At 57.6% G+C, this 16782-nt stretch carries 10 protein-coding genes and 6 pseudogenes; 7 read left to right on the top strand and 9 right to left on the bottom strand.

The window, feature by feature from the left end:
- Positions 1 to 37 precede the first annotated feature (37 nt).
- The 4 genes and pseudogenes from BRA1417_RS0136655 to BRA1417_RS0136640 all read right to left on the bottom strand — a co-directional run.
- A complete protein-coding gene (locus tag BRA1417_RS0136655; RefSeq protein WP_027520075.1) occupies positions 38 to 418 on the bottom strand; it encodes a hypothetical protein in 381 nt (126 codons plus the stop codon).
- Positions 419 to 621: 203 nt separating this feature from the next.
- Positions 622 to 1304: pseudogene (locus BRA1417_RS41400) on the bottom strand (ATP-binding protein).
- A 13-nt stretch (positions 1305 to 1317) separates the two neighbouring features.
- Positions 1318 to 1707 carry a transposase gene (locus BRA1417_RS41965; protein WP_027520074.1) on the bottom strand — a complete coding sequence of 130 codons (390 nt, stop codon included), beginning with the start codon at positions 1705 to 1707 and terminating at the stop codon, positions 1318 to 1320.
- Between the two features lie 828 nt (positions 1708 to 2535).
- Positions 2536 to 3018 (bottom strand): annotated as a pseudogene (locus tag BRA1417_RS0136640) (IS630 family transposase); the annotation flags it as partial.
- Between the two features lie 29 nt (positions 3019 to 3047).
- Here BRA1417_RS0136640 and BRA1417_RS0136635 point away from each other — a divergent pair.
- Positions 3048 to 3257, top strand: a pseudogene (locus BRA1417_RS0136635) (integrase core domain-containing protein); the annotation flags it as partial.
- 58 nt (positions 3258 to 3315) lie between these two features.
- On the opposite strand, the gene BRA1417_RS44505 reads toward BRA1417_RS0136635, so the two are convergent.
- The gene (locus BRA1417_RS44505; protein WP_156949075.1) at positions 3316 to 3588 is read right to left on the bottom strand and encodes a hypothetical protein; all 273 of its coding nucleotides are present in this window, start codon (positions 3586 to 3588) and stop codon (positions 3316 to 3318) included.
- Between the two features lie 1434 nt (positions 3589 to 5022).
- Between BRA1417_RS44505 and BRA1417_RS41390 the strand changes: the two genes are divergently transcribed.
- From BRA1417_RS41390 to BRA1417_RS0136605, 5 genes and pseudogenes are all read left to right on the top strand, one after another.
- Positions 5023 to 6636: a trehalose-6-phosphate synthase gene (locus BRA1417_RS41390; RefSeq protein ID WP_084462389.1), complete on the top strand. Its 1614-nt coding sequence runs from the start codon at positions 5023 to 5025 to the stop codon at positions 6634 to 6636.
- A pseudogene (locus BRA1417_RS44500) lies at positions 6555 to 7871 on the top strand (arylsulfatase); the annotation flags it as partial. The gene BRA1417_RS41390 and the pseudogene BRA1417_RS44500, both read left to right, overlap by 82 nt.
- A 342-nt stretch (positions 7872 to 8213) precedes the next feature.
- Positions 8214 to 8758: pseudogene (locus BRA1417_RS43355) on the top strand (haloacid dehalogenase-like hydrolase); the annotation flags it as partial.
- Positions 8759 to 8760: 2 nt separating this feature from the next.
- Positions 8761 to 9369 carry a hypothetical protein gene (locus BRA1417_RS45795; RefSeq protein WP_245286382.1) on the top strand — a complete coding sequence of 203 codons (609 nt, stop codon included), beginning with the start codon at positions 8761 to 8763 and terminating at the stop codon, positions 9367 to 9369.
- Positions 9370 to 9709: 340 nt separating this feature from the next.
- Complete coding sequence (locus BRA1417_RS0136605; RefSeq protein WP_027520069.1) at positions 9710 to 10753, top strand: nucleotidyltransferase domain-containing protein; 1044 nt, start codon at positions 9710 to 9712, stop codon at positions 10751 to 10753.
- Between the two features lie 206 nt (positions 10754 to 10959).
- On the opposite strand, the pseudogene BRA1417_RS45790 reads toward BRA1417_RS0136605, so the two are convergent.
- The 4 genes and pseudogenes from BRA1417_RS45790 to BRA1417_RS0136590 form a co-directional block, all read right to left on the bottom strand.
- Positions 10960 to 11249 (bottom strand): annotated as a pseudogene (locus BRA1417_RS45790) (caspase domain-containing protein); the annotation flags it as partial.
- 414 nt (positions 11250 to 11663) lie between these two features.
- Positions 11664 to 13154, bottom strand: coding sequence for a hypothetical protein (locus BRA1417_RS0136600; RefSeq protein ID WP_027520068.1), 1491 nt, complete (start codon positions 13152 to 13154; stop codon positions 11664 to 11666).
- On the bottom strand, positions 13151 to 14125 hold the full coding sequence (locus BRA1417_RS0136595; RefSeq protein ID WP_027520067.1) for a carboxypeptidase regulatory-like domain-containing protein: 975 nt from the start codon (positions 14123 to 14125) through the stop codon (positions 13151 to 13153). The genes BRA1417_RS0136600 and BRA1417_RS0136595 overlap by 4 nt, the downstream gene beginning before the upstream one ends.
- Positions 14088 to 15506: a patatin-like phospholipase family protein gene (locus tag BRA1417_RS0136590; RefSeq protein ID WP_027520066.1), complete on the bottom strand. Its 1419-nt coding sequence runs from the start codon at positions 15504 to 15506 to the stop codon at positions 14088 to 14090. The genes BRA1417_RS0136595 and BRA1417_RS0136590 overlap by 38 nt, the downstream gene beginning before the upstream one ends.
- Positions 15507 to 16224: 718 nt before the next feature.
- On the opposite strand from BRA1417_RS0136590, the gene BRA1417_RS41375 reads away from it, so the two are divergent.
- Positions 16225 to 16728, top strand: a complete 504-nt coding sequence (locus BRA1417_RS41375) for an Abi family protein (protein ID WP_051448441.1) — start codon at positions 16225 to 16227, stop codon at positions 16726 to 16728.
- Positions 16729 to 16782: the final 54 nt, after the last annotated feature.

Raw genomic sequence — 16782 nt, 5'->3', positions numbered from 1 at the left:
GACGTTTAAAATCAAAAACAGGCGCACCAAAAAAGCGTCATCTATTGAAGCCATTCTTCTCATGAAATCCTTGCGCTTCGGGCGTAGCAACTAAGCTTACTTTGGCGCGACGACCTGCAGCAAGAAACCGGCTTATGGCCAACTCAAGCATCGTTTCGCCAGCCCTGTAGCCGGCTGGGTGCGTCGCCAGATGCTTAACCTCAGTGCCGACACTACGCTGCTGCTGCGTCATCACAGTGGCAGGGCTGTCTTCGAGCTTATAGACCAGGTTATTTTTGCCATGCCCTTGTAGGCCAGCGACACAGAACATGCCGCGTTGATTGAGTGGCCTTTTCGCGGCAGGTCGGAGGTGGCTGCGCATTCCAGGGATGGTGATCAGGTGTTCCAGGCGATGGTGATCACGGATTCCAGCGATCATGATCAGGTGCGGAGGCGAACACGACTGACGGGTTTATGTGGGCTGGAAATGGTCTCCTGGTCAAGGCTGGCCGATTGGTTTGGAGATCGTCCTGGCGGTCCATGGGAGGGCCCCGTGTGCGGCGCGGAGTGCCCCCACGAGCGACGGCAGCGACACGCGCGGGAGGGGCCTGTGGGCCGGCGGGACGATCGAGCGCGAGGTGCTCACGTGGTTTTCCTTTCGCCGGCCTGCCGGCGCACACTGTCGCCTTTGAGCTCGACGGTGGGCATTGTGAATGATGCGGTCCAATATCGCATCGCCGAGAGTGGAATCGGCAATGACGTCGCCATTGCGACACGGGGATCTGGCTTGTGATCAACAAGGATCCCTTGTCCTAGCAATCATCGACGATCTCGAGCAGATCGCGGCGCTGGTCGGCGGTGAGCGGTTCGGGTCCCCATTCGTCCAGGATGAGGAGATCGACGCTCTCAAGCGCGGCGATCAGGCGCGCCAAACGGCCTTCGCCGCGCGCCTGAGCGAGATCGGCGAACAGGCGGGATGCTCGCTTGTAGAGAACGGAGAAGCCGTCGCGGCAAGCCTTGTTGCGCGAGCGCGCAGGCAAGCCAGGACTTGCCGGTGCCGGTTGGGCCGACAATGACCAGGTGGTTGGAATCGCGGATCCATTGACAGGTAGCGAGGTTCTGGCAGAGCGAACGATCGAGGCCACGGGCGGTGCGGTGAGGCGGCGGTTGTCGCGGGCGGTGACCTCGCGATCGACGAGGAGGCCGAGCCAATCGGCGTGCGGCATTCCGGTCGCCTCGGGATTGTTCTGCAGTTCGACGAGGGTATCGGCCATGGCGGTGAGGCCGAGTACGCGCAAGCGATCGACGGTGGGGTGAATGAGCATGCTGATCTCCTGATCAATTGTAGTAGTTGCGGCCACGGATGTTGGCGTGGAAGAGGATTGGCGCCTCCTCAGTGGGAGGAGCGGTTCTGTCGGTGCAGTTCTTGAGGACGGCGACGACCGATTTGTAGGAACGAGCGTTGAGCAGCAGGGCACGGGCGCAGGCAGCGTCGACGCGTTCCTGGCCCAGCCCGAGAATGCCGATGGCCGAGCGGAAGCCTTGTTCCGGATGCGGCCACGACCGCAGGATGACGTCGATCAGCGTCTCGGCGTCGGGGCCGACCTTGGCGGCCTCGGAGCGAATGCGCTCATGGGTCCAGTCACGATAGCGGCGATGCGAGCTCGGCATGTGCTCGGGGATCGTCGTCGAGCGATGCGGCAGCGTGCTGCGCAGATGCGAGGCCACGCGCTTGCATGCAGGAAGATCTCGACGGTCTTCTGGGTAATCCGCCCCTCGACCTCCTGATGCACGAGTTTGTGAGGAACGCTGTAGTAATGCTTGGCGATCTCGATGTGATAATCGAGGTTGACCCGGCAGCGCTTCCACTCGGCATACTCGTAGGTTCATCCGGCAAGGGGGTGAGCGCCGGACGATCGAGCTCCTCGAACAGGTCGCGCCGACTTCGTCCCCAGCTGCGCAGCGGTCGATTGTTCAGCTCGACAAGAAGCGCGTAGATCGCCTCGTTGAGGGCGATGAGCGAGAAGAAGCGGCGGTTGCGCAGACGCGCCAGAATCCATCGCCCGACGATTTGGACCTCGACTTCGACTTCGGCTTTGTCGCGCGGCCGATACGGCCGCGCTGGAACGATGGCGGTGCGGTAATGGCGGGCGAGATCGGCATAGGTCCTTGGCCATTGGCTCGTGAAAGCAGGCCCGGGTGATGCCGGCCTTCAAATTGTCGCTCACAGTGTGCCGGGCCACACCGCCGAAAAAGGCAAAGGCCCGAACGTGCGAGGCGATCCAGTCCGGCAGGCTCTGGGTGAGGCTGGCCTCGGCGTAGGTGTAGTTCGAGGCGCCGAGCACGGCGACGGAAGATCTGTGCACTGCGCACCTCACCGCTGAGCCCGTCACCTGATGGGCCGAGGATTGACGCCCAAAGAATCGCCTTGCGCTCCAAATGATGAGTAAGCGGCAAAGAGACCCCGTCTGGCGCTGGGGGTGAGCAATCGGCTATCGGCTGCTGATTTTGTGAGCCGATGTGAGCTTCTATGTCTGCGCTTAAAGCGTGATGGCATTAGCTTCGATAGCCTGAGTTTTTGAGGTAGTTGGCGCATTCTTCGGGCGTGAAGGCGTCGAGGAGTTCACCGATAGCGGCGCAGACCGCGTCGACAGTTCGTGCGGCTGCCTTGCGGAGCAGATGTTTGAGCTTGGCGAAGACCTGTTCGATCGGGTTCAGGTCGGGTGAGTATTTTGGCAGGAAGAACAGCTTGGCTCCGGCCGAGCGGATGAGCTGACGCACGGCTTTGCTTCGGTGGCTGCCGAGATTGTCCAGGACGACGATATCGCCGGGACGAAGGATCGGCAGAAGAACCTTCTCGACATAGATCCGGAAGCTCGCGCCATCGATTGGTCCCTCGATGAACCATGGCGCATCGATCCGGTCATGGCGCAGGGCCGCCAGGAAAGTCATGGTTTTCCAACGGCCGTCTGGGACTTTGGCGGGGAGCCTGTGCCCGCGCGGGGCCCATCCCCGCAACGGCGCCATGTCTGTCCGGGTCTGCTGGACGCGGATCGGACATCATCGGCTGGCGGGACAACGTGTTCGTCGAGCAGTTGTGGCGCAGCGTCAAATACGAGGAGGTGTACCTGCGGGCCTATGATAGCGTCAGCGAGGCGCGCAACTCGATCGGCCGATATCTCGACTTTTATAACAGCAGACGTCCCCATTCGAGTCTTGACGGCAGCACGCCGGATCAAGCCTACTTCACCCCGCTGCCGCTCCGCCTGGCAGCCTAACCCCGGCAGACGCTCCACTTATCGATGCGGAGATTCTGTTCAGACAACCGGGACCAGCTCACTCCTGGACGTTCGAGAGCCGTGTTGCTTTGATATGCATCGGCTTCCAAGTGATCGGAGGAATTCGCGCATGTTCAGGCACGCCAAGCTTTTCGTCGATCTCGTCGCCGAGGTTGTATAGCCCTTCTCGTATCGAAGATGTGTCTATCTTTTTCCTTTCCTCTTTCGTCTTCGGCCCCACTACTCCTGTTCCCGCGGAGACTTTTGCTACTCTTTTTAGTACTTCATCGGAGATACCGGTGAGTGTTTCTTCAGCAATTAAATTTGACACCTGCCAAGGAATGCTTGCTTCTGTTCTGCAGATAATGAAAACGGTCCGCCGCTCTTCTTAGAATCAGCAAGGCTCCCAGATCTCCTAAGAAGGAAAGCAAGCCGTTCGGTCTCTTGCGCTTGCACGGCTTGCCTCGTATCGCGCATCATCAATCAACCGCTCAAGGATTTCCATTAATGCCTTCGGCGATTTGTCTGCAAGCAGACAGCCCGATGACACCAGACCCGTCAACCGATGACGAAACTGTAGTATCATACGAAGTGTCGTCGGGTTCGGTATTAACTGGTGCAGTGTAGTGAGAGAGAGAGCGAGTTGGATGGATGTGGGGCATGGTAAAATCAAGTTTTAGGCGTCCCAATTTCTGGCGGCGGTGTCACTTTGCGGTGAACGATGTCGACGCTGCTGCTGGACGTTCGATCGACTGTCAGTTCGTGCTTGTCGCCAGCCCTCACTCAGCCATGACAGACGGTAAATGAGGGTGCTCTGTCACGTACGTATCTCTCCGGCGGCGCTTTCAACTGCCAACATTTCTGACGCTGCGATTCGGCGCTGAGTTCGCGCTCTGGTAAGGAGTCTCTATTGGACTTCACGTCCGCATGCTCCTCCGGGAATTGGTAGGGTTCATTACGTTGTCCCAGCCAGACCTGAGTAGCCTAAGTATGAAACGGGATTGCTGTCCCGGTTCGCATCAAAGAAGAGCCCCAAAACGCCAGGTTTCGCGTTCCAAGCGGGATGGGATTATCGGTTTCCTCCTTCTTGCGCGCAGACTCAGTTATCTCGCACATTGCCGCCGAAACGTACGTACCCGAGCAAGGCCGTCTTGTGAAAAGGTTGGGAGTGTAGTCTTATGGATGTGCATAAGGTCAGTGCGGTGCTGAGCCGCATAGAGGTGGTGGAGAGCGGTCGTCGGCGCCGCTGGACGAGTGCGGAGAAGCTCAGGATCGTAGACGAGAGCTTCGCGGGGCCGCGACTGGTTCCGGCGACCGCTCGCCGGTATCCCCAGTTTTTGCGTCTGTACGATGCGGGCGATAAACGTGGTTCGTGGTCGCGACAAGTGCTGCGCCCGGTCAAACGGCCGAAGATCAACAGAGGATCACGCACGCGGTATCATGGCCGGTTCCGAGAGAGCGATCTTTTCCGTCGCGTGTTAGAGATCGCCTTGTCCGGCTGTATCCAGCGGCCTACATGCGCTCATCAACGCGATCAAGGCCAAGGTAGTCTTCTTTCAATCCGATGCGCCGACGGCCCATCCGCCACGATCGCGCTGCAGTCCTGGATGGGAGCGCCGATACCGCTATTTGGCTCGGCGCCTGGTCAGCTTCCCGAGAGCTAGACCTGCTAGTCTTGTGAGGTGGAAATAACGAGGGCTGAGAAATAAGTGGGGGCTGATCGCGAACCGCATCAGACGGAAACATCGTCAAACGGAGTTAGGAAATGGAGCGAGTCCATGACACTCTCAGAGCGGCAACATTGAGCCCCGATGCTATGTTACACGCCGCTCAGCAACCTGAAACGATAGGCCATGCGGCGTTTGATCGATACCTGAGCGAGATCCCACTACAGCTGGAGCAGCAAGCCAGTGGAGGTCCTTCCCAGCCTGTTATCGCGAGCGACCTTAACGATCGTCTTGATTTGGTGGGCCAGCCGCCAAACATGAAGCTGGTCGTCATTTCGAACCGCGGCGCTCGCTTCGATCCCAATAAACCCCAGAGCGGCGGACTTGCCGCAGGCCTCGAGCCAGTCTTGGAATGTTCCGGGGCGGTCTGGATGTTCTCCTCGGATATCCTCGGCGACGGGACTGAGAAGCCTCTGCTGCTCGAGAAGGCTGGCAAAGCCCATGTGGCCAAGCTCGATCTTCCGGTTGCGCACTATCCCGGCTACTATCGAGATTATTCGAACTCGACGTTGTGGCCGGCATTGCACTCTCTGTCCGACCGGATGTCGCGCACGCAAGCGGGGTACCGCAGCTATCGAGAGATGAACGACTTCATCGCGCGCGCGGCATTTGGCTTGCAGGATCGGGACGCATTCTGGGTGCACGACTATCATTTATTTCCTCTCGCGGCCGACCTTCGTAAGCTCGGCATCGAAGGGCCGACCGGCTTTTTCCTGCATACGCCATGGCCCGCCCCTGACATGATCAAGCTCGTGTCCAATCATCGCGAACTGATGAAGTCGATGCTGGAGTATGATCTGTTGGGCTTTCAGACGAACCGGGACGTGAATAACTTCCTCGCCTGTCTGCGTTCCCATCTCGGGCTGGAGAGCAAGGATGGCGTTGTGATCTCAGAGCGCGGCCAAACGCGATGTCAAAAGTTCCCAATCGGTATCGATCCGAAGCAGTTCGCAGAATACCTGGTTGCAGACTTGTCTCCCGCAGAGCAGGAGAAAGTGTCGTCCTTGCTGAAAAGCGTCGAGGGCACCACGCTTGCGATCGGCGTCGACCGGCTCGACTACACGAAGGGCATCGACAAAAAGGTCGAAGGGTTCAATCAGCTTTTGAAGGCCGAGCCGCGCAGCATCTCGCTGTTGCAGATCGCGCCCCCCTCACGCGCCGACGTCGAAGAGTATCAGAAGTATAAAAACGAGGTGGAGGGCCGGATCAACGAGGTCAATGCCGAGCACGGCACGGACGAGTGGAGCCCGATCCAGTACAAGAACGAATCGTTCAGCCAGTCCGCACTTGCGCGTCTTTACCGCGCTGCGCGTGTTGGCGTCGTGACGCCGTTGCGTGACGGCATGAATCTCGTCGCGAAAGAATATGTTGCTGCACAGAATCCGAAGGACCCTGGCGTTCTGGTGCTCTCGAAGTTCGCGGGTGCGGCTGAAGACTTCAACGACAAGGAGGCGCTGCTGGTGGATCCGAACCGTCCTGAAGAAATCAGGGAGGCAATTTGGCAGGCAGTCAACATGCCGGGTGAGGAGCGTATCGGGCGCTGGCGGTCGATGATGGACAAACTTGAAGCATATACGATCTACCACTGGTCGGCGGACTACCTTCGAGAGCTGGACAAAAGCCAAGTTACCGCCGCTGCGGTGACCGCCTAGGCGGCAGCACGCCAAACATCGACCGTCTCGCACGCGACGGTGCGCTATTCACCGATTACTACGGACAACAATCCTGCACTGCGGGGCGCGCGGCCTTCATCACCGGGCAGACGCCGTTCCGCACGGGCCTGCTGAAAGTCGGCCTACCTGCGGCGAAACAAGGCTTGCAGGAGTCCGATCCGACGATCGCGGATTTCCTCAAACCGCTCGGCTACGCGACGGCGCAAATCGGCAAGAACCATCTCGGGGATCGAAACGCATATCTGCCGACGGTTCACGGCTTCGACGAATTCCACGGCATCCTCTACCACCTCAACGCGCTGGAGGAACCCTACGACCCTCAATATCCGAAGGACGCTAAATTCCGCGAAAGGTTCGGACCGCGCAACATCATCAGCAGCGTTGCCAGCGACGCGGATGATCCGGCGGAGGATCCGCGCTGGGGCCGCGTCGGCAAGCAGAAGATCACGGACGCGGGCCCGCTGCCGCCGCATCCGGGCATGGATCCCGCCGCCAAGGTGAGCATGGAGGACATCGAGCCGGATCTGGTGAGACGTTCGTGCGACTTCATGGACCGCTCGGTGAAGGCCAACAAGCCGTTCTTCCTCTGGCACAACTCCACACGGTGCCACTCCTTCACGCACCTGTCCAAGCAGTGGGACGGCAAGACGGGCTTCGGCCTGTTTGCCGATGCGATGGCCGAACTGGACTGGGTCGTGGGCGAACTGCTCACCAAGCTGGACCAACTCGGCATTGCCGACAATACGATCGTGATGTTCACCAGCGACAATGGCGCGGAAATCTTCAGCTGGCCCGATGGCGGCAATCATCCGTTCCGCGGCGAAAAAGGCACCGTGTACGAAGGAGGCTTTCGGGTGCCGATGCTGGCCAAGTGGCCCGGCGTCATCAAGCCCGGCACCATCATCAACAACGTCATGTCGGCCGAGGACTGGATGCCGACCCTCGTCGCGGCTGCCGGCGGCGATCCGGATCTGAAGCAGAAGCAGAAGCTGCTCACCGGCTACAAGGCGGGCGAGAAGACCTTCAAAAACCATCTCGACGGCTACAACTTCATGCCGTTCTTCGAAGGCAAGGTGACTGAGAGTCCGCGCCGGGAGTTCTTCTATTTCAGCGACAACGCTGATCTGATGGCCGTGCGCTACGACGAGTGGAAGATCACCTTCAAGACCATCGTCGGAAACCTGTTTTCCGGCAAGGAGGATTCCACCAACGTCCCGATCGTGACCAACCTGCGCGTCGACCCGTGGGAGCGCTATCAGACCGAATCGACGTCCTACGGCGAATGGTGGGGCAAGAAACTCTGGGTCATGATGCCCGCCACGACCGTCATGGGTCAGTTCCTCGCAACCTTCAAGAATTACCCCACCCAGCCAGGTCTCCGGGTCCCTGAGCGTCGAGAAGGCGTTGCAGGCGCTGCAGCAGGGAGCCACCAAAAACTGACGTCCGACGCGACCAGTCGTGAATCAATCAAGTCATGCAGGTGGAGCGTATTGGGCCACCTGCTGATCGGGGGCAGCGAAGGTGACACAATGAGTTGGAAGAGCGTCTCAAGCGTTATGTTCGGGGGAATGCTCTGCTTCGTTGCGGGCGTTGCGCGGGCTCAGACCGATCCGCTGCCGTCGTGGACCGACCGCCAGGTCGCGCGCGTCACCGCGGAGGGCGGGCCGGACTTCGTGCCGGCGCCCGAGCGCGTGGCGGTGTTCGACAACGACGGCACGCTGTGGACCGAGCAGCCGTTCTATTTCCAGGGCTTCTTCGCCCTCGACCGCGTCAAGGCGATGGCCCCGAGCATCGGGAATGGAAGACGACGCAGCCGTTCAAGGCGGTGCTCGACGGAGACATGAAGGCGCTGGCCGGCGCGGGCGAAACGGGCCTGATGCAGATCGTCGGCGTCGCCCACAGCGGCATGACCACCGACGAGTTCTCGAAGTCCGTCGTCGACTGGCTCGCGATGGCGCGCCATCCGCGCTTCAACCGTCCCTACACCGAACTGACCTACCAGCCGATGCTGGAACTGCTCGCGCTTCTCCGGAGCAAAGGCTTCAAGACTTTCATCGTGTCCGCCGGCGGCGTGGAGTTCATGCGGCCCTGGACGGAGAGACGTTGGACCCGAAGGAGCGCAGCTTTTATCCGATGGTTGAATTCCGCGACGCCGCCTTCTGGTTCGCCAGGCGCGGACATCTGGTTGTCGTGCCGATCCGGCCGGGCTTCGGCAGTTCGGCTATCGATCTGCCGGACCAAGGCGTATTCAGCACCTATTTCGGCACCGTCGGTAAATGCACCGACGCAAGCTTTCGAACGGCCGGTATCGCAATCGCCAGGCTCAATCAGTGGGTGATCGATTACGTCGTCGGCCAAAAGCTTGCGAGTGCGTCCGGAACGATCGTCGTCGGTCAGTCCGGCGGCGGCTGGGGCGCTTTGGCATTCTCGTCTTTGAATCCGGCCGGTGTGCGAGCCGTCATCACCTTCGAAGCCGGCCGAGGCGGTCGCGTGGACGGGAAGCCCAACAACAACTGCAATCCCGAAAAGCTGATCGAGGCGGCGCGTGAATTCGGTGAGCCATCTCCAAGCAAGCGCGTCTGTCCAGAGCGCGAACTAAGCGGGCGGAGCAGTATCAGGAACTCCTCCGTAGCCGTTGTGCCCGGGGCCGGTACGACAGTGCTCTCCGGGTCGAGCTTGCCAAATACGAACGATGGCTGCCGAAGCATTTGAGAGAAGCTTTCAAGCATTACGAAGAAGGCGTCCCCCTGCGGGTGATCGAAAACGAAGCGATCGACCTGGTGCCTTCCCTGGACGATCGACAGTTGGCAGATCTCATTTATCAATTGGATCGCGATGTTGCGTGCGCGGAAGAGGAGACCGATAGACGGGCGCTGGATCGGTGGTTCGATGGAGGCGGGTACCAGCAAGACCAGGGGACGCGAGGATAGAGAAAAGTTCCCGGTTTCAACAGTTTGGCTTTCAATGGGTCGGAACTGTTGAAACCTTTGATTTTGAATGATAAATACGGTTTCAACAGTATGGACCTTAAACTTACCGAAGTGTTGAAACCATGGATTTTCAAGAGCTTAACAACGATCAGCGCCGCGAAGTGGTCAATAGCCAGCAGCGATTCCAGGCCTTGCGAGACGCGAAGGAGGCGTACGACGCTCATCGCGGTTCCCTGACTTGGGTAGAGTCCAAGGGCCATGAATACCTAGTCCGGAGCTACTACGACAAAGCGGGCCTCCGGAAGCAAAGCTCGCTTGGCGCGCGCTCTCCCGAAACGGAAAAGATGAAGGCCGATTTTGAGGCCAAGCGCACTGCGGCAGAGGACCGACTGAAGAACTTGCGCGACACGATGGCTCGGCAAGCTGCGGTTAATCGTGTGCTCGGCTTGGGGCGTGTACCGCTCATCGGAGCCCGGATCATGCGCGCTCTCGATGGCTTCGGGATGCTGGGTTCAGGCATTCGGATTCTCGGAACGAACGCGATCTACGGTTATGAAGCCTCTTCCGGCGTCAGAATTGATCCGGGTCTCGCCACGACGGAGGACATCGATCTTCTGTTCGACGCGTGCGGCGGGCTTACGTTCGTGGCGGACGACGACGTCTCTGACTCTTCGCTCCTCAAGATACTCCAACGTGTCGACACCAGCTTTGAACGTGCCAAGCAGACTTTCCGCGCTGTAAACCGAGACGGTTATCTCGTCGATCTAATCAAGCCTATGCAGAGCCCTCCCTGGAAGAAAGCTCCAGACAAGATCGGCTCGGACCCAGAAGACCTGACTGCCGTTCAAATCGAAGGACTCGATTGGCTGCAGAATTCTCCGGCTTTCGAGGCGATTGCGATCGACGAAAAGGGTGAACCCGTGCGTATCGTCGCGCCTGATCCCCGGGTTTGGGGCGCCCATAAGCTTTGGTTGTCCCGTCGTGCGGACAGAGAACCGCTCAAGCGCCAACGAGATGCAGCACAGGCGGAAGCCGTGGGGGCTCTGGTCGCGAACTATCTCACTCATCTGCCGTTCGAACCAGAGCAGCTAAAAATGCTCCCGAAAGAAGTGGTAGACAACGCGGCGCCGCTTTTCGCTAAGAAAGACACAGGGGCGCGAGCCTAGCCGCTTACATCGGCGAGAAGTACACCCCGGCACGGCGCCTCAAGGATATTGAGGACATCGACGTTGCGGACGTGCTTTCTGTTTATGACGATGACCGCCGCGAAACTCAGGCGAACAAATCGAAGTTCGACGAGCGGATAGCGCGTCTGAATAAATGGTGGTGCGGCAAAACGCTTTCGGAGGTCAACGGTGCCAATTGCCGGGCATACCAAATGGTTTGAGCCGCGGACCTGCACCCCATGTCCAGCGAAATAGAACAAGGCGACATCGGCTCCGCCAATCTGATTACCGAAGTTCTGTATGGCGCTATCGAAGCTGGCCTTGTCCAGAGGAGTGCTGCTCCGCCCACTAGTGAAAAGCCCACAGATCGAAGCGTTTCGGCAACCAATCGCGCATCATTGCTGGGGTTGTCTAACCTGGAAACATGCTGATAGGCGGAGTTTCCGATTACCAAGGCGACGCGGCGTTCGGCGACCGCTGGATTTGTCGCCAGCATGCTAACTGCAGCGACAATCGCACCAACCACAACCTTGAGCATGCCCAATCCCCCCGTCGTGGGCTTGGTACAGGCTACTACAATCCTCGGGTGCAGAACAACGGTGTCTCGGGAAAGAAGCGTCCGAAACCTAGTGGCGGCTCCTCGCATCGTCAGAGCGCGCGGCCAAGTTGCGGACCAAAATCGCGCGGGCTTCTCAGCTTTCATCGATCCCGCCTTAAGAACGGGAACGAGCCGTTCCTGAAGTCTAATCGGGTGACACGGTCTGACGCTCGGATTTTGCCACGTCAGGTAGGTACCGCTTTCGTGCAGCTCAAGCCCACGGCGTAAGCCGCGTGCTCGACACCGGAGCTTTCATCGCCGAAGGCATCGTGCATTTAAGACACTCAGAACCGTGTTATTTAGGGCAAAGCTTTATGGAGTAGCACGCGTCACTTGTGACGCAAGTTGACGCGCCAACGCGGCTCGCGTGGGATCGCTCAGGAACTCGAAAAGATGAGCTAAGTTCAAAAGCACATCTTCGTCGCCAGGATTTGCAATAGAAGCTTCCACGAGAGAATCGACTACCGGTTGCACCTCCGGCTCCTGAAGGCGAATGTCCTCGAAGTTCTTTCCTCGCGCGAGCTCCCGCTTTAGCGCGATCTCGAGCTTTGCCAAAGCCAACAAGCTTTCAAACGTAGGCGACGGAGTTCTGCTACCCTCGATCCAAGTCTTAGCGATATTCGCAGCTCCGTCAGGGCTGTCCTGAAGCGTTCGAAGCACTGCAAGTTGTTGCAGCATTTCGTCCGCGTCTCGTGTGAGCCCCTCCAAAAGGCGCCGTGGACGCGCGCCACCAGTGAGTGCCAGAATATCGTTGGTGAAATCCGCCGTTTTCAATAAAAAACGACACTCTTCGGTGCAAAACTGATCGATGCTTGTCCAGCCTCGACGACCGTTGGCTAGCAAGATTTCAACCCAAGTGCCCTGATACTGAGTGATACGATAAAGGCCCTCTAATTTGGCTACTACCGGTGCACCGACTTTCGGTTGACGTCGCAAGTTACCGACCTGGCGCGCAATTTCGTTAAGGCTCTGCGCTAACTTGGCATCCATATACGTTGTTCCGATCAGAACGCGATCTGATCGGAGACGAGCATACAATGCTCCGCCGCCCATGGCCGTCGGGATACGAACGCTGCTGCTAAACTTTTCCCGGCTGGCGCTCGCCGGCACTTGAAGGAAAGAGTCGATGCTAAACCCATCGCCACGTCGAGCAATTCTTCCCCAAATTGCGAGGCCAAAATTCTGATTTTTTGTCACTAAATCGACTTTGTCGAAGTATGTTACCCCCTTTTCCACTCCGACCGTAGCAGCCGGAGTAGCCAATTGCTCATTCCTAAAGTTCACAACTGCTACCGAATGCACCGGCGCGGTGAAGAGTAATTTTTTGGAGATAAGGAACGCGATGGCATCTCCTAGACCGCTTCCTTGCCGATCCTCGTAAGTAAATACTGCCGTCCGATGGGTGGCGTTGGGAAATATCCTTCCTCCAGCTGAACCCTCTGCGGCTTCTCGAAAATCCGCAACGGCCTTTTTCGCTTCGGCAAGGCGACGTTCCAACTGTTTGATACGCGCTCGAATCCGGGCAGCCTCCCGCAGATAGATTGGCTCGGGTCCATCAGAGGCCGCGGCATCTGCATATCGCTCTTCTATCGAAACAACAGTTTCACGCGACCGCTCAATTTCATCCAATAGTTCTTTTGATTCTCGATAAGCAGGTTGAGCCATGACCTGATTCTCGATGTCGATGATCCGTCTGTATTCTTTTTCGAAGGAAATTTCGCCTCCGGCTTGCGCGGAGTCAGGCAATGTCAGCGCGAATAAGAGAATCGCTAATAGTACTGCCGCGGCTCTATCAAAGCTCATTTAGTAGTCTTCCTCAGGCCAACGTTCGGAAGCTGCTCCTCGCACCCCTTACGTAGTTGGGCAAAATAATCTGCACGCAGTGCATTCGATGAAGTGATTGGCTCCTCTATCAAGCGCTCCCCAACCGAGATGACTTGGAGCGCGGTAGCGCAATCTTTTCTTTTAGCTAATCCTGCAGCAATTGATGCCAGCACGGCAAGATGCGTTTCATCTGAAACTGATACCGCGCTAGGCGTATCGAGGTCGAGATTCCGGTTAGAGGCAAGCTGAGGATCGGGGAAGAAATCGTACGCATCGCTGACGTAAAAGCTGACAGCGTAGCCAAGCAGACGCTTGTCGTGGGAAACATCTCCGTCCACGAAGGCGTCCGCCTTCAGCGCTTTCGCATATCCCGCTCCCAACTTGCTGGTTGCGGGTTTTGCACTTTCGCACGGCTCAAACGACGGCTGCTTGTCCAAAATCAGATGCACGGCTTGCAAACGCGTCTTCAGCGAGAACTCCAACGATTTCGCGATGCGGCGAGATAGGTCGGACAACGTTCCTGCCGGACTGGGCGGTAGAAAATTGCCGATGATTACCGAGTGTTCCGCTTGAGATCTGCATTCAAGTAGACCGATCGGATAGAGTTCCAGATCTTTGACCGCACCCGAGCTCCCATCCGTAATTTGTAGGTTTTCCGTGCTGGCCGCGTGGCCGGCGCCGCTGGCAGTGATGGTTGCGAATGCTGTAGCAGGTATCGTTGATGGCATCACGAACGGTACTCGGTAAACGCCATCCCCGTCGCTTTTGGCGGCGCCGATCCGACGGGAAGAGTATTCAACATACACATCAGCGCCGGCCACCGGCCGCTTTGTGATCGCATCAAATATATGACCACCGACGAACGAGTCGGCAAAGGCGCACCCTATCGTGCACGTCCAATAAATCGCCGAGCTAACGACGAGGCGCGAGACGCAGCGATGATCGCCCATCTTTTGATTTCCTACCGTTTACAGACCCGCAGCTCGCGAAAGGTTCAAAGTAAGATGACGAGTCGTCTGACCATTTCAAAGTTATAGAATACCTCTGAATATCTTGCGGTTGAATCCTCAGTTCGACAGTGTTCCCATTTCCGATCGGATAGCGGACCATTCCGTCGCCGGCAGATACATCCAGGAAAAGCGGCGTAGCTGATTCGTTCGGTGTCAACATGTCTATCGAGGTAGCGATCTGACAAGCACGAGGTGTCGGAAGCGGAGGCACGAACTTGAAACCGAGTACCAGCAGCACGCCGATTAGAGCAGCAACGGCGGCCATACGTCGGCCAAGACCACGTCGCCCGTGTTTTTCGGCCTCGATTGCGTCACGCAACTGCGCCGCCTGAGCTTCGAGCACCTCAATCTGCTGAACTTCAGAGGCGCTCAAGAGCTTACGCTTGTCGATAAATCGCAGGGCTGCTGTACGTCCCTGAAGGACTAAAAATTCCTTCTGTTGATCTGTGAGGTCGAAGTCGACTGTGCCGATGGGATCGGTGTCGATCATGATCGTTCGATCGCGATACTGATCGATGAGCTTCGCGTCGTTCCTATCAATATTTATGTGCAGTAGGTCGTCCCACACTGATGACGGTTTTAGGGAGTCTGGTTTTACTGATCCGAGATAAAGGCCAATGAAGTTAAGACGGGCAGCCGTCGGATCTCGCTGGGCCTCTTGCTGCAGAAAGATCTGGATGGGATAATTATTTAGCAGACCACCGTCATAAACCCGCCGATTATTGAACATTTGCGGTTGGAAGAGGTATGGTATCGACATGCTGCAACGAACGGCCGTGTGGACCGCGGTATCTTTGTGCTCACCGATTTTGTCGAACGTCACTTCACCGGCGCGCCGTGTCGATGCATAAACGACCGCCCGCTTAGGTAGGTGCTGCATTTCAATGTCGGCTAGCCGATCTATTCGGCTGTGTAACTCCCCCCGGAGCCAATCCACGAATGTGTGTCCGGGATGCAATCCTCGTGTTGTCCAGAAGGTGAAAGGAAGAAGCCAGATATTTCCATCGAGGAAGTCTGTGAAGCGCTGGTCACGCAGCGTAGCCTCGAGGGCCGCACCACTAGCTCCGGACGCAAACAATGTGGCGGCGATGGCGCCTGCGGAGGTCCCTACAAAGCACTGAAATTCGAAGAAACGTTCTAGCTCTCGCATTGCACCAGCAAATGCAAGACCCTTAACCCCTCCACCCTTCATAATAAGCGCGTCGATAGCGATCTTGCTTTGAACGCCGTCGTCTCTTGCTTTAGACTCAGCCGACGGCTGGGCTACAACTGCTGAGAACGCAGTCTGCCGATGCGACTCTGAAATCCCGTCTGACTGCATTTAGGCGCACTGATGTCAAATTAAGCCAAGGATCGTCACAGAGGGACTGGCTGGAAGGTTTTTCGTTGCAACCTTTGATCTCTTTGGTCCTTGTTATCCAATCGCAACCAGCGCGCGAACGCAAGCGGAGGAATCGACCGGTTCTTTTTGGCCAGCCCTGATCTGCGATGTGACAGTCGCCACGGCGCCGGGCAGCCAATGGCGACCAAATCCTTGGAAAATATCTACATCAGCCGCCGCGTGAGCCTCTGCTGCTTCCTGTATCTCGTGCTCATAGCGACTTCGGCCTTATGGAGCTCGTGCGCATAGTGCTGACGGTCGCGGCCGGAGAGGGGCGGGGTGATGATTCTGGCGGCTGGCATGCCGGAGGCTTCCTCCGACGAGGGTTATTCGCAAGCCGCTAGGGCTGGCTCGCTAAGCGGATGGCACCGCTAGTTGTTCGTCAAGACCGAACCCTGGGCGGCCAGATTGGCTGTGGAAAATTGGAGGTCTAAGCGATGCCGTCCGGCCGTCGCCAATCAGCCGCCAAGTGTGCGTACGGGGAAGTTTCACGATAAATCAGAGTGATAGGTGTTAACAACCAATGTAAAAGTTCCTATTCTAAGTTGAAATATGCCCCCTTGACGGATTCGGTTCGATGAATCATATGTACGGCAACATGGCCCGCCCCTCTGCACGAAAGTGTACGGGTGGGTCTTCTTTTTATAGGCCTCTGTGAATGGCCTATAGCAAGCCATACTTGTCTGTCCCGGATCAACTGGCCCTAATAAAGGGCCGGGGAATGATCATTTCGGATGACGCCCTGGCTGAGGTTTACCTAAATCGTATCGGCTATTACCGCCTCAGTGGCTATTGGTACCCGTACAGGGAATCGCAAGGGTCAGGCGCCAGCCTCGTTGTAGGCGATAAGTTTCGTCCCAACACCAAATTTTCCGAAATCGTTGAATTATACGTCTTCGACAAGAAGCTTCGCCTGCTCCTGATGGATGTGATTGAGCGCATCGAAATCGCGCTTCGTGTCCAAATCACTCTGGAACTGGGCAAGTTAGGTGCGCAAGCGCATCGAGACGCGCAGGCACTGCATCTGAACTTCCAGCGCGCCTCTACCGCTACCGGATATGCATGGATTGTCTGGGAGAAGCAGGCGGCGGAAGCTCCTCGTCTCATGTGGGTGCCGCCCTGTCGCAAGAAGCTCGAGCGGCCTGGGGACTATCAAAGCTAATGCCCTGCTTACCCGGTGCTTACCCGGCTAAGCGGTGAAGTAACGAAATTTCGA

The sequence above is a fragment of the Bradyrhizobium sp. WSM1417 genome (genome assembly GCF_000515415.1).
In the GTDB taxonomy this organism is placed as follows: Bacteria; Pseudomonadota; Alphaproteobacteria; order Rhizobiales; family Xanthobacteraceae; genus Bradyrhizobium.
The sequence above is the reverse complement of the archived record's forward strand: the minus strand, read 5'-3'. Positions and strand labels throughout refer to the sequence as shown.